This window comes from Bradyrhizobium sp. LM2.9 (assembly GCF_054056555.1).
Genome location: NZ_JBSRYJ010000002.1, coordinates 411,538 through 430,146 on the forward strand (window position 1 = coordinate 411,538; position 18,609 = coordinate 430,146).

An 18,609-nucleotide genomic window follows, 5' to 3' on the forward strand; every position below is an offset into this window, starting at 1 on the left:
GCATTAGTCCCAGTGGCGATGACCGCCACGCTTGATCACGACGACCTTGTCGCGATGGTGCCAGCCGCGATGCCAGCCGTGATCGCGATGCATGCCGTATTCGGCGCGGGCGCCGTACGGGCCGTGATGATGACCGCGCTTGATCACCACCGTCTCCGCGCTGGCGAGCGTCGGCAATGCAAGCGCGAGCGCGCCGATAGCAGCAATCACATAACCAAGTTTCTTCATGATGTCCTCCTCCAATAGAATGCAAATCTAAACGGCGCATTCGGATGAACGTTCCGGAGGAATCACAAGAGAATTCTGAACAGCTGTTCAGGCAGAAAAGTGTGGAGCAGTTTTTCGAGAGGTCAAGCTCAAGGGTAATAGTCAATCGCAGCGTTGCTGTGCCGGTGTTGGCGCGCCTGTTGCGACGTATTTGCCGTCCCTGATCGTGTACTCGCCGTGCTCACTGCGATTGTAGATCGCGCGCAAGCTATCTTGCTTTGAGAGTAGCAGACCGAACTCGCGCGTCTGATGCAGCGAGGGGAAGTACACCATCACATTGAGCAGGCCCTCGGCGCCGACCGTGGCGGACACCACTTCGTTCTCGTCCTTGGCTTCGCCGAAATTGCGCCGGTACATCACCCTTCCGTCCTTCCGGATCTCGTAAGTCAGCGCCGCGCCCTTGTCGCGGTCAGGGCGAGCCGCGCAATCGACCGCCCAGGAGCCGAGCAGGCCCCATTGCTCGACCGTCGCCGCAAGCGTCTCGGCGCCGGCCGCTGGCGTGAATGCAAGCCACAGCAGCGCCGCCGTGATCCAGCGGCTCGGACAACGCGTCATGTCCTGAAAAGCCCCACTTCCAATAATGCCAAAGTGTAGCATCCTGCTCGCATCGGTCCACGGCAGCCGCCATTCGCGCGCGAATTTGATCCGCGTCGATGAGGCCGGCTGCTTTCCGGGGTAGGATGGCGCGGTCTCCGCGATCCACGGCAGCCAGCCCCAGGTGGCTTAGGGCCGCTTCTCCACATTGGCGCTGCGGGCCGGCACGCCGAACTCCTTGCGGCACACTTCGGCCAGCACGGCGACGCCTTCGCGGATCTGCTGATGCGAAGGGCTCGCGAAGCACAGCCGCAGCCGCGAGCTGGAATGGCTTTTGTCGGTCGACCATTCCGGCCCTGGATTGATCGATACGCCGGCCGCGAGCGCGGCCTGATACAGTTTTAGCGTATCGACCTGATCGGGCAGCTTCACCCACAGGAAGATGCCGCCCTTCGGCTCCTCGAATTCGGCTGTCGTCCCGAATTGCTCGTTGAGGGCTTCCATCAGCGTGTCGAGCTTGGTGCGCAGCGCCTTTGTCAACGCCGGGACGTGGGTCGAAAAATGCGGCTTGCAGTAGGCGGCGAGCACCATCTGCTCCAGTGCGCCGGAGCCGGCGTCCGTCTTCAGCGCCAGCATCCGCGACATCACATCCCATGGCGCAACGATGAAGCCGACGCGCAGCGCCGGCGCAATCGACTTCGAGAACGAGCCGATATGGATCACGCCGCCGTTCTGGCTCATCGCATAGATCGCCGGCGGCCGCTGTCCTGACCAGACCAGATCGGCGTAGCAATCGTCCTCGAATACAGGCACGCCGTATTCTGCCGATAGCCGCAACAACTCCGCGCGGCGGCCTTCCGGCATGATGCTGCCGGTCGGATTCTGTACCGTCGGAATGGTGTAGATGTATTTTGGCCGGATGCCGCGGCTCTTGAGGTCTGCCAGCGTCGTGGCCAGCACGTCCATGCGCATGCCGTCCTTGTCGAGGGGGATGCCTGTTACGTTGACCCCGAGCCGTGCCAGGCGGGTCAGCGAGCCCTGATAGCTGTCCTGCTCAAAGATCACGGTGTCGCCGCGCGTCAGCAGGGTCGCGTTGACGAGGTCGAGCGCCTGCAGCGAGCCGGAGACGATCATGAGATCGTCGACCGTACAGATGATGCCGGCATCGCGCTTGAGTTTTGCAACGAGAAATTCGCGCAGGGGCAAATAACCCTGCGGGCCATGCGCCAGGCCATAAGTGGAAAGGGATCGGCCCTCGCTCCGAAGTACAGTGTTGGCAGCCTCGACCAAATCGTCGAGCGGCACCTGCTCGGAATCGTTGTTGCCGCCGACGAAGCTATATTTGGCAAGGCCCGTCCAGCGCGCGGAAGGGGCCGGCAGCCCTGCGGGAAACAGGGGCGCGAAATCGAAGCTGGATGTCATGGGGCATTCCTCGTTCTATTCTTGTCAGGCTGCCGGCTTTGCGCCGGTCAGTCGTGTTTCTTGCTTACTTCTTGCCGACGGTCCGGGTTGGACGGCCCTGGCTAATGAAGGCGTAATGCGCATTGGCGACGCCGCCAACCATCAAGGCCTCGACAACAGGCTCGGCGATCTCGCTTGTTGCGGCCCAGTCGACGAGGAAATTGGCTCCGGTCCCCGCCGCGCACGTCGTCGGTCGGAACGAAGATCGAGACGGTGGCGAGCGGTTTGAGCGCGACCGGGGCCTTCAGATAGCTCTCGACCTGCTTGCCTGCGGTGTCGAAATAGGCAATGCGCTTGACCACCAGCGCCTGGGTCTCCGAGGCGTTGTGGATGCTCAGCGTCACCGAAAAATCAACGCGCAGCTTGCCCTGGCTCATTGCCACGCTGGAATAGGCCGGCACGTAGAAGCCGCCGGAGACGGCGGGCTCCTCCTTCGGCGTGGCGGTGAGCGAATCGGCAGAACTCTGCTCGATATTGACTTTGGGCTGGGCAAGCGCGGGCAGGGCGAACGCGAGCGGACATAACAGCATTGCAACCGCGAGCCTCATCCGCATGTGACGAATTGCTCGCTTGCCGCGCCGCACTCGATCATTAGGGTGCGGCAGAACGGACCAATCTGGCATGCACGAGCTCATTCGCGACATTACTCTCTGTATCCTGTTTGCCTGGATGCTGGGGGCCTGCTTGCCCACTTCTCCAGGCAGCCGCTGATCCTGGCCTACCTTATCGCCGGCTTCTGCATAGGTCCATTCGGCGCCGGCTGGGTCAAGTCGCAGGAATCGATCAGCGTCATCTCCGAGCTCGGCCTGATCTTCATGCTGTTCATGATCGGCCTGGAGATCGACCTGAAGAAGATCGTGCGGGCGGGAAAGGTGATCCTGTTCGCGGCGGGCGGCCAGCTCATCGGCGGCTGCCTGCTCGGGGTGCTGTTCTTCGCCGGCATCGGCCTGTCGCTCGGCGGGGGGCAGTTCGATGCGGTTTATCTCTGCGTCGCCTGCGCGCTGTCGAGCACCGTCATCATCGTCAAGGTGCTCTACGAGAAGCGCGAGCTCGACACGCTGCCCGGCCGCATCACGCTCGGCGTGCTGGTGCTCCAGGACATCTTCGCCATCCTGTTCTTGGCGGTGCAGCCGAGCCTTGCCAATCTGGAAGTCAGCGTCATCCTGCTCTCGATCGGCCGCGTCGCGGTGCTGGTCGCCGCTGCGCTGCTGGTCAGCCGCTACGTGCTGCCGCGCCTGTTTCACCAGATCGCCCGCCGCCCCGAGTTGATCCTGCTCGGCGCGCTCGCCTGGTGCTTCCTGGTCGCCGAGACCGCCGAGCGGCTGTCGCTGTCGCGCGAAATGGGCGCCCTGATCGCCGGCGTCTCGCTCTCGACCTTTCCTTATGCGCTCGACGTCACGGCCAAGGTCACCACGCTGCGGGACTTCTTCATCACGCTGTTCTTCGTCGCTCTCGGCATGACCATTCCCGTGCCCGGCCTCTCCGTGATCGGCCTTGCCTTGCTGATCGCGGTGTTCACGGTGGCGAGCCGCCTCGTCACCACATTCGCCCCGCTCTATCTGATGAAGCAGGGCTTGCGCGCCAGCCTATTGCCGGCCCTGAACCTCGCGCAAATCTCCGAGTTCTCGCTGGTGGTGATCCAGACCGGCGTCGCCGACCACCACATCGCAGCCGAGACGGCGAATGCGGCCTCTTTCGCCTTCGTGGTGCTGGCTGTGGTCTCGACCTTCGCGATGACCCGCAGCGACGAGATCACCCGCTGGGCCATCGGGCCCCTGAAGCGGATCGGCCTGCGCGACCTCGACCATGGCAACGGCGAGGAGGGCCACGAGGGCGGCCATGGCGAGGCCCGCCGCATCGTGATCCTCGGCTTTTTCCGTGCGGCGAGCGCGCTGCTGGCCGAGATCGAGCGGCAGACGCCGGTGCTGCTGGAGCAGATCACCGTGGTCGACTTCAACCCCAATGTGTACCAGACCCTGCTTTCGCGCGGCCTGCACGTGATCTATGGCGACATCAGCAGCGCCGATACGCTGCTCCATGCCGGGATCGGCAAGTCCGAGATGATCATCCTCAGCGTGCCGGATTCGCTGCTCAAGGGCGCTACCAACGAGAAGCTGGTTCGCCACGTCCGTGCGCTCAACCCGACCGCCCTGATCGTGGCGAGCGCCGATCTGCTGGCCGATGTCGGCGAGCTCTACGAGGCCGGCGCCAGCTACGTCACCGTGACCCGGCTCAGCGATGCCCACGAACTGTTCACCGTGATCGAGGCCGCCCAGGCCGGGCTTCTGGCCGACAAACGTGCCGAGCTCGATCAGCGCCTCGGCGAGCGGCGCGAAGTGCTGCCCTGACAGTGCCTGGCGGCCTTCTTCCTGGACCATTTCTTGCTACATTCCCGGTATCTTCGGTGCAAGCCTGAAACCCTTTGATCGGCCCGCCACCCGGAATATGCGGTTGCGTCCAGGACACTAGCGCCCCGGCCCAAGTCCGGCTAAGCCTCCGGGCTATAACCGATAGAGATTGGGAAATGCCCGATAACGTTCAGGAAGTCTTGCAGGCCTTTGCCCGCGGTGAGCTCGTGGTCGTCACCGACGACGATGACCGCGAGGGCGAGGGCGATCTGATCGTCGCCGCCTCGCTCTGCACCTCCGAGAAGATGGCGTTCATCATCCGCCACACCTCCGGCATCGTTTGCGCGCCGATCACCACCGAAGATGCGCGCCGCCTGCGGCTCGATCCGATGGTGGCCCACAACGATTCCGCGCACACCACCGCATTCACGGTCTCGATCGACTACAAGCCCGACGGCGGCACCGGCATCTCGGCCGAAGAGCGCGCCTCGTGCTGCCGCGCGCTGTCCAATCCCAACGCCGGCGCCAACGATTTCGCCCGTCCCGGCCACATCTTCCCGCTGATTGCCAAGGATGGCGGCGTGCTCCTGCGCTCCGGCCATACCGAGGCCGCAGTCGATCTGTGCAAGCTCTCCGGCCTGCCGCCGGTCGGCGTCATCAGCGAGTTGATGAACGACAACGGCAGTGTGATGAAGGGCGAGCAGGTCGCCCGCTTTGCCGCCGAGCACAAGCTCAAGCACGTCACCATCGCCGACATGATCGCCTACCGCCAGGTGCGCGAGAAGCTGATCGAGCGGGTCTCGACCTTCGTCACCGAGAGCCCGATCGGGCCGCTTCAGGGCTATGCCTACCGCTCGCCGTTCGATTCCATCGCCCACGTCGCCTTCGTCTACAACGGCGTCGGCGACGGCAAGAACGTCCTGACGCGCTTCCACAAGCCGAACATCGTCAAGGACATCTTCACCGGACACAAACGCATGGCGGTGGTGCTCGAGCACTTCAAGAAATCCGGCCGTGGCGTGCTAGTCTATCTGCGCGACGGCGCGGCCGGTGTCCCCGTGGCGCCGCTGCCCGATGAGAGCGCGACCGAGGCTGACCGCAACCGCCAGTGGCGCGAAGTCGGCGTCGGCGCGCAGATCCTGCGCGATCTCGGCGTCACCTCGATCCGGCATCTCACCTCTTCGGTGCACGACTACAAGGGCCTGTCGGGCTTCGGTATCGAGATCGTCGCCAACGAACAGCTCGAAAGCTAGGGCTGTCATTCCGGGCGCGCGACGCGCGTCCCCGGGATCCACGCAGACCCATACATCTGCAACGCAATTGCACTTGTTGCCGCGGCGCTTTACTTTGTCGGGCAAATTTTGACGGAACCAGACGAAAGGACGTTTCATGACTGCGCGCCCTCAGGCCAAGGACAAGCCGATCTCGGCTTCTTTCCAGTGGGACGATCCGTTCCTGCTCGACGAGCAGCTTACCGAAGACGAGCGCATGGTGCGCGACACCGCGCGCGCCTACGCCCAGGACAAGCTGCTGCCGCGTGTCACCAAAGCCTATCTCGAAGAGACGACCGACCGCGAGATCTTCAACGAGATGGGCGAGCTCGGCCTGATCGGCATCACGCTGCCGGAGGAATATGGCTGCGCCAATGCAGGCTATGTCGCCTACGGCCTCGTCGCCCGCGAGATCGAGCGGGTCGATTCCGGCTACCGCTCGATGAACTCGGTGCAGTCCTCGCTGGTGATGTACCCGATCTACGCCTATGGCGACGAGAACCAGCGCAAGAAATACCTGCCGAAGCTCGCCAGCGGCGAGTGGGTCGGCTGCTTCGGCCTGACCGAGCCCGACGCCGGCTCCGATCCGGCCGGCATGAAGACCCGGGCGGAGAAGGTCTCGGACGGCTATCGCCTCACCGGCAGCAAGATGTGGATCTCGAACGCGCCGATCGCCGACGTGTTCGTGGTCTGGGCCAAGTCGGCCGCGCACGACAACCAGATCCGCGGCTTCGTGCTGGAGAAGGGCATGAAAGGCCTCTCCGCACCGAAAATCGGCGGCAAGCTGTCGCTTCGCGCCTCCATCACCGGCGAGGTCGTGATGGATGGCGTCGTGGTGCCGGAAGACGCGCTGCTGCCCAACGTCTCCGGCCTGAAGGGCCCGTTCGGCTGCCTCAACCGCGCCCGCTACGGCATTTCCTGGGGCGCGCTCGGCGCGGCCGAGGATTGCATGCACCGCGCCCGCCAGTACACGCTCGACCGCAAGCAGTTCGGCAAGCCGCTCGCCGCGACCCAGCTCGTGCAGAAGAAGCTCGCCGACATGGAGACCGAGATCGCGCTGGGCCTCCAGGGCTCGCTTCGCGTCGGCCGTCTGATGGACGAGGGCAAGTTCGCCCCCGAGATGATCTCGATCATGAAGCGCAACAATTGCGGCAAGGCGCTCGACATCGCCCGCGTCGCGCGCGACATGCACGGCGGCAACGGCATCTCGGCCGAGTACCACGTGATGCGTCATGTCCATAACCTCGAGACGGTCAACACCTACGAGGGCACCCACGACGTCCACGCCCTGATCCTGGGCCGCGCGATCACGGGCATTCAGGCGTTTTTCTGAGCAGACGTCTCGGCGTGGAATTGCGTCATGGCCGGGCAGAAGCGCGAAGCGCGTCTTCGCGCTAGACGTCCCGGCCATCCACGTTCTAGGCCGCACGAAGAACGTGGATGCCCGGCACAAGCCCGGGCAAGACGAAGTCAGCAAGGTATGAGCAAGCCATGTCCGACAACGACGACGTCCCGTTCAACCGCAACTTTCCGCTGAAGCCCGGCGTCGTCGAGGAAGTCCGCCCCGGTGTGCGGCGCGTGCTTTGTAGCAATCCGAGCCCGTTCACTTTCACCGGCACGGTCAGTTACATCGTCGGCCAAGGCAACGTCGCGATCATCGATCCCGGTCCGGACGACGAGGCGCATGCGGCGGCGCTGCTCGATGCTGTCAGCAGCGAGACGGTGAGCCATATCTTCGTCACCCACACCCACCGCGACCATTCACCGAACACCGCGCGGATCAAGCAGGCGACCGGCGCGCCGGTCTATGCCGAAGGCCCGCACCGCGCCTCGCGCCCGCGTTTCGAGAGCGAGAAGCACAATCCGGAATCCGGCGCCGACCGCGACTTCGCGCCCGATATCAGGATCGCCCATGGCGACGTCGTCGAAGGCGACGGCTGGCGGCTCGAGGCCGTGGCGACGCCCGGCCACACCGCCAATCATCTCGCGTTCGCCTGGCCCGAGCGAAAATTCAACTTCGTCGGCGATCACGTGATGGGCTGGTCGACCTCGATCGTAGCGCCGCCCGACGGCTCGATGATCGACTACATGGAGTCACTCGACCGACTGGCCGCACGCGAGGAGGATCTGTATTTCTCCGGTCACGGTCCCGAGATACCGGACGGCCCGCGTTTCGTGCGCTTCCTGATCCGTCACCGCAAGGCGCGCGAGTCCTCGATCCTGCATCGCCTTGCCAAGGGCGAGACCGACATCCCGACCATGGTCCGCGCGATCTATATCGGCATCGATCCCAGGCTGACGACAGCTGCCGGCTATTCCGTGCTGGCGCATCTGGAAGATCTGGTCGCCCGCGGCGTGGTGGCGACTGACGGCGATCCCGTGATTGGCGGGACGTATCGGATGGCGAACGCTTAGCGTTCCGTCACTTCTTCACCGTCTTCGCCGGCGCCTTCGGCGGTATCACCGGGGTCTTCTTCACCGGCTTGAGTGCGTCGGCATCGGCGGCGGTGTTGAGGTCGTCGATGAATTTTTTCACGCGCGCGGCGTTGCTGCCGAGGTCGCTCTCGAAATAGCGCGAGGCGGACCGGATATCGACGCGGGAATCGTCGCCGTCGGGCACGACGCGGATGGCGATGTCCTCGCGGAATCCCATGATGGGCGAACGCGCCACAGCCTCGATACGGCCGATGCGGCGCGGCGGCTGCGGGGCGCGCTCGTCGATGACCAGCCATTTGCGCTTGTTGACGAGCTGAAGCGCGATCGCATAGGCGCGGTCGACCGAAATCTCAAGCTCGATCGGCTCGATATCGGGATAGAACTGACGCTGCTGCTCGGCCGAGTAGAGGCCGGCATAAACAGCGGTATTGGTGCCATCGCCGGTGCGCAGGCGGGCCAGTGCGTCGAAGCGCGGCGGATCGATCGGGTCGGTGGTGATGTCGTGGATCGCCGGCAGCTTGCGGTATTGCAGGCCGAGATAAGCGGGATAGGCGAGGATCGCGCCGGCGATCAGGAAGGCAAGCAGGATGCGCGCCATGCCGCGCGAGCCGTTCTGCCAGATCGCGGCAAAGCCTGCGAGCCCGAACAGGATCGAGAGCGCGGCGATCCCGAGCCCGCCGAAGAAGGTCGCGAGTGCCGGCTTCATCTCCAGGAAGCCGAACCGGAGGATGATGATCGAGACCACCACCGCCACCACTGCGAACACGGCCAAATTGCGCGCCCAGCTCGCGAGGCTGGACACGGGCTCCGACTGATAGGGAGCGGAAAACCTGCGGGCCATCGGGTGAGCTCTGCCGGGGGTCTTGGGGCGGTGTCGGCCGATTTGGCGCGACTATGGGCCGTTGAGATCACGGGCCGGAGGCAAATTCAAGGGTTCCCGGGATGTTACGGCCCTGTCATTCCGGATTCGATGCCGTTGGCATCGCCCCGGAATGACAGTGTTTGGTTCGGCCGTCTACGCCGCCGCGTTCGGGAAGCGATAGTCCTTGAACTGGTCGCGCAGCGCGGTCTTCAGGATCTTGCCCGTCGCCGTGTGCGGGATGCCGTCGACGAAAGCGACGTCGTCGGGCATCCACCATTTGGCGATCTTGCCGTCCATGAACTTCAGGATGTCTTCGCGGCTGGCCTGCTGGCCCTGCTTGAGCTGCACGATCAGCAGCGGACGCTCGTCCCATTTGGGATGGAACACGCCGATCACGGCGGCTTCCGCCACCGCAGGATGGCCGATTGCGAGGTTTTCCAGGTCGATCGAGGAGATCCACTCGCCGCCGGACTTGATCACGTCCTTGGAGCGGTCGGTGATCCGCATGTAGCCGGCCTCGTCGATGGTCGCGACGTCGCCGGTGTCGAAGAAGCCGTCCTCGTCGAGGATGTTGGCGTCGATGCGGAAATAGGCTTTGGCGACGGCGGGGCCGGAGACTTTCAAACGGCCGAAGGTCGTGCCGTCCCATGGCAGTTCCTTGCCGGCATCGTCGGTGATCTTCATCTCGACGGCGAACGGCGCGTAGCCCTGCATCTGGAGCACGTCGAGCCGCGCATCGCCCGTCGCATTCTGGAACGGAGGCTTCAGTGCCGCGACGCTGCCGATCGGGCTCATCTCGGTCATGCCCCAGGCGTGGCGGACGTTCGAGCCCATGTCGAGGAAGGCCTTGATCATCGAGCGCGGCATCGCCGAGCCGCCGCAGATCACCATCTTCAGATCCGGCAGCTTGAGATTGTTGGCGGCCATGTGCTGGAGCAGCATCAGCCACACCGTGGGCACGCCGGCGGTATGCGTCACTCTCTCGGTCGAGAGCAGCTCGTAGACCGAGGCGCCGTCAAGCTTGGCGCCGGGCATGACCAGCTTGGTGCCCTGCGAGGGCGCGGAGAAGGCGATGCCCCAGCTGTTGGCGTGGAAGAGCGGCACCACGGGGAGCATGGTCTCGGAGGCGCTGGTGCCGAGCGCGTCGACATTGTTCGCCATCAGCGCATGCAGCACGTTGGAGCGATGCGAATACAGCACGCCTTTGGGGTCGCCGGTGGTGCCTGACGTGTAGCACATCGCGGCCGCCGTGTTCTCGTCAAAGTCCTTCCATTTAAATTCGCCGTCGGCCTCCGCAATCCAGTCCTCGTAGGCGACCACATTCTTCAGCGTCGTCTGTGGCATGTGCGCCTTGTCGGTGAGCACGACGTAGCGTTCCACGCTTGTCAGCTTGTCGGCGATCTTCTCCAGGACCGGAACGAAAGTGATGTCGGTCATCACGATGCGGTCCTGCGCATGGTTGATGATCCAGGCGATCTGCTCGGGGAAAAGCCGGGGATTGACGGTATGGCAGATGGCGCCGATCCCCATGATGCCGTACCAGACCTCGAGATGGCGCCAGGTGTTCCAGGCGATCGTTGCGACACGGTCGCCGAGCTTGATGCCGCCGCGCTCCAGCATCTGCGAGACCTTGAGCGCGCGCTTGTGGATCTCGGCATAATTTGTGCGATGGATCGGTCCTTCGACCGAGCGCGTGACGACCTCCTGCTTGCCATGAATCCTGGCGGCGTGTTCGATGATCCGGTGGCAGAGCAGGGGCCAGTCTTGCATCAAACCAAGCATTCCGTCGTTCCTCCGAGAAGCCGCTGGGCGGATTGTCGCTCTCAGCGTTGGGCCAAAGAATTGTCATGAGTTTTAGCCTGCCGGCCCTTCGCCGCAAATGGTCTTGTCGCGGCTATATGTCCGCCGGCGCGGCAATGGTTACCGTCGCGCTCGTGCTCGCGGATCGGGCAGAGGCGCGAAAATATGCCTCCCCGCTGGATATCTTCGGCATTGCTGCACCACGGCCGCGCGCGACGTGGCATTCTGCCAAGGTCCCTGGCAATATCCCGCTCCCGAGACCCCGCCCCGAGGAGGCCCCCAAAGCATCGGACGATGCTGCTCCGGAGAGCGCCGGCAAGCCTTCTGCGGAAAAGCCTTCCCCGGAAAAGCCTTCGCCCGACAAGCCTTCCGCGGACGAACCTGGCGCCAGCAAGCCCGCCGAGGCCGCGCCGCCGCCCGAGAAGCAGGCCTCTTCCTGCCGCCTCGCGCTGACCGAGGAGATCGCTATCGCGCCGTCCATTCCGGATATCCGCGGTCCGGGCGCTTGCGGCGGTGAGGATCTGGTTCGGCTCGAAGCCATCGTGCTACCGGACAAGCGCAAGGTAGCGGTCAAGCCGGCGGCGATCCTCCGCTGCACCATGGCGTCAGCGATGGCCGATTGGGTGCGCAAGGACATGGTGCCGCTGGCCGCGAGCCTCGGCTCGACCATCAGCGATCTCGACAATTTCGACAGTTTCGAGTGCCGCGGCCGCAATCGCGTTGTCGGCGCCACGCTGTCCGAGCACGGCAAGGCCAACGCGCTCGATGTCCGCGCCATCAAGCTGGTCAACGGGCAGTCGATCGGCCTGACAGACCGCACCATGCCGCGCGAGGTCCGCGAGCGCGTGCTGCATTCGGTCTGTTCGCGCTTTTCCACCGTACTTGGGCCGGGCTCGGACTGGTACCACGAGGACCATATCCATCTCGATCTGGCGCAGCGGCGCAATGACTACCGGATCTGCCAATGGAACGTCTGGGATCCCCTGCCGCAGGTTGCCCCCCTCCTGCCGGCGGAACGGCCCGAGGAGGCGCCGCCGCGCGAGGTCGCGGCCAAGCCCGAGCCAAAGCAGGGAGCTGATGACGAGGCGGCGCAGAAATCCCCTTCGCCTGCGGACAAGCCGGCGGTCGACGGCAGCAAGGCCCAGCCGCACAAGCCGGCAACAAAAAAGCGCCGGTGAAACCGGCGCTTTTGAAGCTCGGAAAGATCAGGACGGGATCAGTAGCTGCCCGCCTGGCCAGTTCCGCCGGCGCCGAGCGCCAGCCGCGAATTATAGGGCGAGTCGCCATGCTTGGGTTCGAGCACGACCACAATCGTACCGACCTTGACGCGGGTATAGAGGTCGATCGCGTCCTCGTTGGTCATGCGGATACAGCCCGACGAAATCGAGGCACCGATATATTCGGGCTGGTTGGTACCGTGGATGCGGAACAGCGTGTCCTTGCCGCCCGAATAGAGATACATCGCGCGCGAGCCCATCGGATTGTCCGGACCGGGCGCAACGAAGGTCGGTACGCCCAGACGTGAAATCTCGCCCGGGGTCGGATGCCATGCCGGCCACTCGGTCATGCTGCCGACCTTGGCGATGCCCGACCAGGCCATGGCCTCTTCGCCGACCGTGATGCCGTAGCGGATCGCCTTTCCGCCATCCATCACCCAGTAAAGGTAGTGGTTGTCGGAATCGACCACGATCGAACCCGGTGATTCCTTGCGGTGATAGTCGACGATGGCGCGGCGGAATGGCTCTGCGACCGGGGTGTTCTCGTACCGAACCTTGGCAAGCAGTTCCTTGTCCTTCGGCTTGAAGGCCTTGGTGTCGGTCGCCTCAAAATGTGTGGCCTGCATGCAGCCCGACAGCATCAGGCCAGCGGCCAAAATACCCAGCATAACTTTCAGCGACGACATGATTTGGTTCCAATCGACAACAACAAACTTGCGTGGAGCTTGGACCAAGCCCAAAGACCACGACTCCGTTGGCCCCATTATCGTTGAAATCTGCCACAATTCCAGCGTTTCGAAGCTTTTCCCGCGCTGCAAGACCTTAACTGTGGCTTTTCTGCCGCAAGTTTTGCGGTCCAGCGACGGTTTCTGGGCAACGCGCGCGCATGTGTGTTTTCGTGCCACAGTTGAGCCACGGCGCCGCCACAAATGCAAACGCTCCGTTAATGTGCTTGTCATCATGAACTTGTCAGAATCGCGCTAAACGCTGTCGTTCTGTCGCAGGTTCTCTGGAGTTGTTCATGTTTTCGGTATTTGTTCCCTCCGAGTCCTCCCTCAAGAAGGCCATCGTTGAGGATCTGGCGGCAGTACCGGAGCATGCGGTCTGGATCGACCTGGTCAACCCGACCGCGGCCGAGGACAAGGCCGTGGAGAAGCTGTCGGGGATCGCGATCCCCACCCGGGAGGACATGCAGGAGATCGAGATCTCCAGCCGCCTCTATATCGAGAACGGCGCGCGCTACATGACGGCGACGCTGATGTGCCAATCCGATACCGACATGCCCCGGACCACGGCCGTCACCTTCATTCTCGGCGACCATCGCCTGGTGACAGTGCGCTACGACCAGCCGAAGCCCTTTGCGCTGGTGGAAGCCAAGCTTGCCCGGTCCTGCACGCCTGCGATCACCGGCGAGATGGTGCTGATGGAACTGCTGGACGCGGTGATCGACCGCTGCGCCGACATTCTGGAACGCTGCGGCGCCGACATTGACCAGGTCTCCCATGACATCTTCGAGCCGGAGAGCGAGCGTCACGGCCACGCCAAGCAATACTCGCAAATCCTGATCTCGATCGGCCGCAAGGGCGACCTGACCTCCAAGGTCCGCGAGAGCCTGGTGTCGATCGGCCGCGTCGTCACCTTCCTCTCGGCGATCGTCGAAGGCGTGAAATGGTCGAAGGACATGCGCGAGCAACTCAAGACCATGCAGCGCGACGTCTCCTCGCTGACCGACCACGCCTCCTATCTCTCCAGCAAGATCACCTTCGTGCTCGACGCCATGCTCGGCGTCGTCAATCTCGAGCAGAACAACATCATCAAGCTGTTTTCGGTCATGGCCGTTGTCCTGATGCCGCCGACGCTGATCGCCTCGATCTACGGCATGAACTTCAAGTCGATGCCGGAACTCGATTGGGCGCACGGCTATCCGTACGCGCTGGTTCTAATGCTGATCGCGGCGATCGTTCCTTACTGGATCTTCAAGTGGAAGAAGTGGCTGTAGGAGCATGATCCGGAAAAGTGTGCAGCGGTTTTCCGAAAAGATCATGCTCAAGCAAAGATACCTACCGAGACCTTACGCCGGTCACAGAGAGATGGCGTTGGGTGTTGCAGAATAGATCGGGATTGAGGCCGTGCGGTGATGTGTGCGCAGCGCCCCAATTCCTCCGGTAAAATTTGAGCGGTGGGCTGAACGTTTGCGCGAAACTTGTCTGCGATAAGCAGCATGTTAGCCGCGAGGAACAGCCATGGTTGAAAAACACATAACGTCGCCCCGCAACGTCATCGATCTGGCGAATTATCGTCAGGTCCTGGCGAGCGGCAAGGCGTCGTCGATGTCGGCACGCATGTGCCGGCACTGTGGTGCTCCGCTGCTCGACGGCGAGAACGACGACGACTGCTCGACTGCAATCACTTCCGCAGCTCCCCGGCTGCGCGAACAGCCGCGTCGGTTTCGCGCCGATTGACAACGGAAGGTAAGGGCGATCCAGGTCTTGCGGCGGCGTTGTCTGGATCGCCTTGCTTCCGTTCCCGTAGCTCTTCCCCACATTTGGCTCGCAGCGTCTGACGGGGACGGTGGCGTCCCCTGCCAGCCCTTCTTATCTCTATTGGCGTTCACGGCGGAGCCGATTAGGCTCGCGCCCGGTGACGTCGGAGACGCCGATGGGTGTTGGAATCGAAGAACCCACCACGGCCGGGCGGATGTCCGGCGAGCGCTTCCGCCTGTTCCAGGAAGGTCGGCCGGACCATGAGCGCTGGGAGCTTGTCGGAGGTGTCCCGATGATGATGACGCCGCCAACGATTGCGCACAACCGCATCGCGGGAAATCTTGAGCGTCTGCTCTATGACGCGCTGGCGAGTCACGATCAGAGTCGCATCGCAATGCAGCGTCCCGGCATCGAACTCGGGTCGGGCGAATTCCGCCCTGAGCCGGATGTTGCCGTCATCGACGCCGAGTACGAGCCGGACCAGAGGTTCGTCGAGCGAGCCTATCTGTTGGCAGAGATCGTCTCCGCCACTGACGACACGCGGGTGCCCGCCACCGAGAAGAGGTGGATCGACGTCAAACGAACCATCTACCTCGCGCATGCGGCCTGCGAAGCGGTGCTCATCATCCAGCAGGACCGAATGGAGGTCCGTCTCGACGCCAGAACGCCGAGTGGTTGGAACTCGCAAACACTCGGCGGGTCCGAGGAATTAAAGCTGCCTGCATTCGGACTGCAATGCGCCGTCGCTGATCTCTATGAGGGGACGCCGTTGCAGCCCCGTCGCCGGAAGCGCCCTGCTTGAAGGGCTGTCAGACTCGCCGCAACTGACCTTCATTCAATGACGACGAGAGATTACACGTGCTGACCGCCGTTGATGTGGATCTCGGCGCCGTTGACGTAGGACGAGGTGTCCGTGCACAGCACGTAGATGATCTTGGCGACCTCGTCGGGCGTGCCGAGGCGGTGCATCGGGATCTGCTGGTCGACGATCTTCTCGGTGCCCGGCGACAGGATCGAGGTGTCGATCTCGCCCGGCGCGATCGCGTTGACGCGAACGCCGACGCGGCCGAAGTCGGAGGCCATCTCGCGCGTCAGGGATGCGAGCGCGGCCTTCGAGGTTGCGTAGGCGGCGCCCGCGAAGGGATGTACGCGCGAGCCGGCGATCGAAGTGACGTTGACCACCGATCCCCTGGCCGCCTTCAACTCCTCGATCAGCCCCCGCGCCATCATGATCGGAGCGAAGAAGTTGACGTTGAACACGTGCGTCCAGGTCTCGAGGTCAGTGTCGACCGAGCCGAGCCTGGAGCCGCCGACACCCTTTGGCGAGATCGCGGCGTTGTTGACCAGCGCATGCAGCATGCCGCCTTCGAGGCGGTCGCGGATGTCGGAGATCGCGCGCGTGGTATCGGTGGGGGTGGCGAGGTCGACCTGGATATGGTCCTCAGGGCCCGCATCCCAGGGACAATCCTCCGGGAACGGATGCCGCGAACAGGTGATGACGCGCCAGCCGGCCGAGGAAAATCGGATTACGGTCGCGTGGCCGATGCCGCGGCTGGCTCCGGTCAGGAGCAGCGTACGGCGTGGCGCGTTGGAAGACTGCGACATGAAGCTCTTTCAGGTTGGAGCATGATCCGGAAAATTGTGCAGCGGTTTTCCGAAAAGATCATGCTCAAACAAAATACTAAGGATACATCCGCGTCTTGGACCATGGTTGGCCGGCCGCGTCACGACGAAATTCGATGCGGTCGTGCAGGCGGAATGGGCGATCGTGCCAGAACTCGATACGCGACGGCGTGATGCGCCAGCCGCTCCAGCCCGGCGGTCGCGGCACCTCGCCGATCATGTGCTTGGCGGCGACCTTGGCGATCGCCTGCTCGAAGGCGAAGCGGCTCTCTAGCTCTTGCGACTGCTTGCTCGCCCAGGCGCCGATCTGCGCCTGCTTCGGACGGGTGGCGAAATAGGCGTCGGCTTCGGCCTCGCTTACCGGCGTCACGTTGCCGCGGATGCGAACCTGCCGGCGTAGCGACTTCCAGTGAAAAAGTAACGCGGCCTTAGGATTTGCGGCGAGTTCGCGGCCCTTCTGGCTGGCGATGTGGCTGTAGAAGACGAAACCCTCGGTATCGAAGCCCTTCATCAGCACCATGCGCACGTCCGGCAGGCCGTCAGGATCGACGGTTGCGAGCGCCATGGCGTTCGGATCGTTCGGCTCGCTCTTGATGGCTTCGTTCAGCCAAGCCTCGAACAGCGCAAAAGGCTCGTCGGCGGCGGTGAAATCACCGGATGTTAAGGGTGTCTGGTGTTTCATCGGGGTCGTGTCGGTCATGTCTGGAGTCCGAGTTGCGTCCTGCGGCCCAAAACGCGTTGTTGTCCGCTACCGCCCTATATAGGGCATGGGGACGCGTTGGCCTATCGGCGATCCGGCCGTCCGGCGTCGTCATGACGATCATTCTGATCGGGCTCGGCACCGGCGGTTGCAGCTTTTCCCGCAATGACAAGAGTGCCTACGCCAAGGCCGACGACAGCGATCTCACCGGCTCGATCACGATGTCGGCGAAGGAGGCGGCTCCGACCGAGACCGATCTCGCCTTCGCCCGCAATGCGGCCTCAGACATCCTGAGCAAGGGCGACAAGGATTCCAGCCAACACTGGGAGAATCCCGAGACCGGCGCCCGCGGTTCGGTGACGCCGATCGCGCAATCCTATGCCGCCGAGGACGGCCGCAAGTGCCGCGACTTCCTCGCGAGCTATGTCAACGGCACCACCGAAAGCTGGCTCCAGGGCGCCGGCTGCCAAAGCAGCCGTGGCCGTTGGGAGATTCATACGCTAAAGCCGTGGCGGAGTTAGAAATCGGCTCCGCGAGCTAGTTGCAAAAATGCCACTCGCCCCCACATCAAGCCCAGGTGGGGCGGGGAGCCCTTTGAACATATCGATTTCCTGAAGGAGACGTGACGGATGCGCGACCCCTACGAGGTCTTGGGGGTGCCGCGGAGCGCCAACGCTGCCGCGATCAAGAGCGCCTATCGCAAACTTGCCAAGAAGCACCATCCCGACAACAACCAGAACGATCCGCGGGCCGCCGAGCACTTCGCCGAGATCAACACGGCCAACGAGATCCTCGGCGACGAGGATAAGCGCAAGCAGTTTGATCGTGGCGAGATCGGCGCCGACGGCAAGCCGCGGTTCCAAGGCTTTCCCGGCGGCAGCGGCGGGCCGCGCGGTCGCGCCGGTCCCGGCGGGTTCGAAAGCTACACGTTCCGCAGTGGCGGCGCGGGCCCTGGTCAGGGCGGCGGCGCGTTCGAGGACATCCTCAACAGCATGTTCGGGGGCGGGGTGCGCGGGGCGCGGCCCGGGGCCGGCGGGCCCGGGCAGTTCGAATTCGACACCGGCGGGATCGGGGTCGATCTCGACCTGAACGTCGCCATGACCGTTTCGCTGGAGGAGTCGGTGCAGGGCGGGGAGAAGCGCGTCCGGCTGCCGACGGGCAAGGAACTCAACGTCAAAATTCCGGTCGGCGTGGTCAGCGGCCAGCAGATCCGGCTGAAGGGGCAGGGCGAGACCGCGCAGGGCCACCCGCCGGGCGATCTCCTGATCACGATTACCATCGCACCGCATTCGTTTTTCAAGGTTGAGGGTGCCGACCTCAGGATCGACCTACCGGTCACGCTCTATGAGGCGGTGCTTGGCGGTAAGGTCCGCGTGCCCACACTCGGCAATGCAGTGGAGCTGTCGGTCCCGAAAAACACGTCCAGCGGCCGGACCTTCCGCCTTAAGGGCAAAGGATTGCCAAAAGCGGGCGGAACCGGGGATCTCTTCGTCACCATCAGGATTATGCTACCGGACGGGAACGACGCCGAGCTTGAAGCATTGATGGAAAAGTGGCGGGACCAACACCCCTACAATCCACGTAGCGGGCTCGGTTAGGGCGAGATC

17 protein-coding genes and 2 pseudogenes are annotated in these 18,609 nt (G+C 63.6%); 10 read left to right on the top strand and 9 right to left on the bottom strand.

What is annotated here, in order from left to right:
• Positions 1–3: 3 nt before the first annotated feature.
• The 4 genes and pseudogenes from ACVWW3_RS03455 to ACVWW3_RS03470 all read right to left on the bottom strand — a co-directional run bounded on the left by ACVWW3_RS03455 (position 4) and on the right by ACVWW3_RS03470 (position 2,816).
• The gene (locus ACVWW3_RS03455) at positions 4–228 is read right to left on the bottom strand and encodes a hypothetical protein (RefSeq protein WP_456650925.1); all 225 of its coding nucleotides are present in this window, start codon (positions 226–228) and stop codon (positions 4–6) included.
• A gap of 141 nt (positions 229–369) precedes the next feature.
• Positions 370–822 carry a hypothetical protein gene (locus tag ACVWW3_RS03460; protein ID WP_456650924.1) on the bottom strand — a complete coding sequence of 151 codons (453 nt, stop codon included), beginning with the start codon at positions 820–822 and terminating at the stop codon, positions 370–372.
• Between the two features lie 168 nt (positions 823–990).
• Complete coding sequence (locus ACVWW3_RS03465) at positions 991–2,223, bottom strand: aminotransferase-like domain-containing protein (RefSeq protein WP_456650923.1); 1,233 nt, start codon at positions 2,221–2,223, stop codon at positions 991–993.
• A 64-nt stretch (positions 2,224–2,287) separates the two neighbouring features.
• Positions 2,288–2,816, bottom strand: a pseudogene (locus ACVWW3_RS03470) (DUF3124 domain-containing protein).
• A gap of 67 nt (positions 2,817–2,883) precedes the next feature.
• Between ACVWW3_RS03470 and ACVWW3_RS03475 the strand changes: the two are divergent.
• The 4 genes and pseudogenes from ACVWW3_RS03475 (at position 2,884) to ACVWW3_RS03490 (ending at position 8,296) form a co-directional block, all read left to right on the top strand.
• A pseudogene (locus tag ACVWW3_RS03475) lies at positions 2,884–4,610 on the top strand (cation:proton antiporter domain-containing protein).
• A 176-nt stretch (positions 4,611–4,786) separates the two neighbouring features.
• A complete protein-coding gene (gene ribB, locus ACVWW3_RS03480; RefSeq protein WP_456650921.1) occupies positions 4,787–5,863 on the top strand; it encodes a 3,4-dihydroxy-2-butanone-4-phosphate synthase in 1,077 nt (358 codons plus the stop codon).
• A gap of 136 nt (positions 5,864–5,999) precedes the next feature.
• The gene (locus ACVWW3_RS03485; protein WP_247441882.1) at positions 6,000–7,214 is read left to right on the top strand and encodes an acyl-CoA dehydrogenase; all 1,215 of its coding nucleotides are present in this window, start codon (positions 6,000–6,002) and stop codon (positions 7,212–7,214) included.
• Positions 7,215–7,372: 158 nt separating this feature from the next.
• Positions 7,373–8,296: an MBL fold metallo-hydrolase gene (locus ACVWW3_RS03490; RefSeq protein WP_456650920.1), complete on the top strand. Its 924-nt coding sequence runs from the start codon at positions 7,373–7,375 to the stop codon at positions 8,294–8,296.
• Positions 8,297–8,303: 7 nt separating this feature from the next.
• On the opposite strand, the gene ACVWW3_RS03495 is transcribed toward ACVWW3_RS03490, so the two are convergent.
• Together ACVWW3_RS03495 and ACVWW3_RS03500 are read right to left on the bottom strand one after the other, a co-directional pair.
• A complete protein-coding gene (locus ACVWW3_RS03495) occupies positions 8,304–9,158 on the bottom strand; it encodes a DUF1499 domain-containing protein (RefSeq protein WP_456650919.1) in 855 nt (284 codons plus the stop codon).
• A 174-nt stretch (positions 9,159–9,332) separates the two neighbouring features.
• Positions 9,333–10,961: a fatty-acid--CoA ligase gene (locus ACVWW3_RS03500; RefSeq protein ID WP_456650918.1), complete on the bottom strand. Its 1,629-nt coding sequence runs from the start codon at positions 10,959–10,961 to the stop codon at positions 9,333–9,335.
• Positions 10,962–11,026: 65 nt separating this feature from the next.
• Between ACVWW3_RS03500 and ACVWW3_RS03505 the strand changes: the two genes are divergently transcribed.
• Complete coding sequence (locus ACVWW3_RS03505) at positions 11,027–12,157, top strand: extensin family protein (protein WP_456650917.1); 1,131 nt, start codon at positions 11,027–11,029, stop codon at positions 12,155–12,157.
• Between the two features lie 38 nt (positions 12,158–12,195).
• Here the strand turns inward: ACVWW3_RS03505 and ACVWW3_RS03510 are convergent, their stop codons facing one another.
• Positions 12,196–12,882, bottom strand: a complete 687-nt coding sequence (locus tag ACVWW3_RS03510; RefSeq protein WP_247348037.1) for a L,D-transpeptidase — start codon at positions 12,880–12,882, stop codon at positions 12,196–12,198.
• Positions 12,883–13,217: 335 nt separating this feature from the next.
• Here ACVWW3_RS03510 and ACVWW3_RS03515 point away from each other — a divergent pair, with 335 nt between their 5' ends.
• The 3 genes from ACVWW3_RS03515 to ACVWW3_RS03525 all read left to right on the top strand — a co-directional run bounded on the left by ACVWW3_RS03515 (position 13,218) and on the right by ACVWW3_RS03525 (position 15,481).
• A complete protein-coding gene (locus ACVWW3_RS03515; protein ID WP_247348038.1) occupies positions 13,218–14,195 on the top strand; it encodes a magnesium transporter CorA family protein in 978 nt (325 codons plus the stop codon).
• 244 nt (positions 14,196–14,439) lie between these two features.
• Complete coding sequence (locus ACVWW3_RS03520) at positions 14,440–14,658, top strand: hypothetical protein (RefSeq protein ID WP_247348039.1); 219 nt, start codon at positions 14,440–14,442, stop codon at positions 14,656–14,658.
• A gap of 235 nt (positions 14,659–14,893) precedes the next feature.
• Positions 14,894–15,481 (top strand): Uma2 family endonuclease, encoded by a 588-nt coding sequence (locus tag ACVWW3_RS03525; RefSeq protein ID WP_456650916.1) that lies wholly within the window; start codon positions 14,894–14,896, stop codon positions 15,479–15,481.
• A 50-nt stretch (positions 15,482–15,531) separates the two neighbouring features.
• Here ACVWW3_RS03525 and ACVWW3_RS03530 read toward each other — a convergent pair whose 3' ends face one another.
• Together ACVWW3_RS03530 and pdxH are read right to left on the bottom strand one after the other, a co-directional pair.
• The gene (locus ACVWW3_RS03530) at positions 15,532–16,284 is read right to left on the bottom strand and encodes an SDR family NAD(P)-dependent oxidoreductase (RefSeq protein ID WP_247348040.1); all 753 of its coding nucleotides are present in this window, start codon (positions 16,282–16,284) and stop codon (positions 15,532–15,534) included.
• 76 nt (positions 16,285–16,360) lie between these two features.
• Entirely contained in the window at positions 16,361–17,002 is a 642-nt protein-coding gene (pdxH, locus tag ACVWW3_RS03535) for a pyridoxamine 5'-phosphate oxidase (protein ID WP_456650915.1), read from the bottom strand.
• A 113-nt stretch (positions 17,003–17,115) separates the two neighbouring features.
• Here pdxH and ACVWW3_RS03540 point away from each other — a divergent pair, with 113 nt between their 5' ends.
• Both ACVWW3_RS03540 and ACVWW3_RS03545 read left to right on the top strand, forming a co-directional pair.
• Complete coding sequence (locus ACVWW3_RS03540) at positions 17,116–17,523, top strand: RT0821/Lpp0805 family surface protein (protein WP_346730968.1); 408 nt, start codon at positions 17,116–17,118, stop codon at positions 17,521–17,523.
• 108 nt (positions 17,524–17,631) lie between these two features.
• Positions 17,632–18,600 carry a DnaJ C-terminal domain-containing protein gene (locus ACVWW3_RS03545; RefSeq protein WP_247441863.1) on the top strand — a complete coding sequence of 323 codons (969 nt, stop codon included), beginning with the start codon at positions 17,632–17,634 and terminating at the stop codon, positions 18,598–18,600.
• The last annotated feature ends 9 nt before the right edge of the window (positions 18,601–18,609 follow it).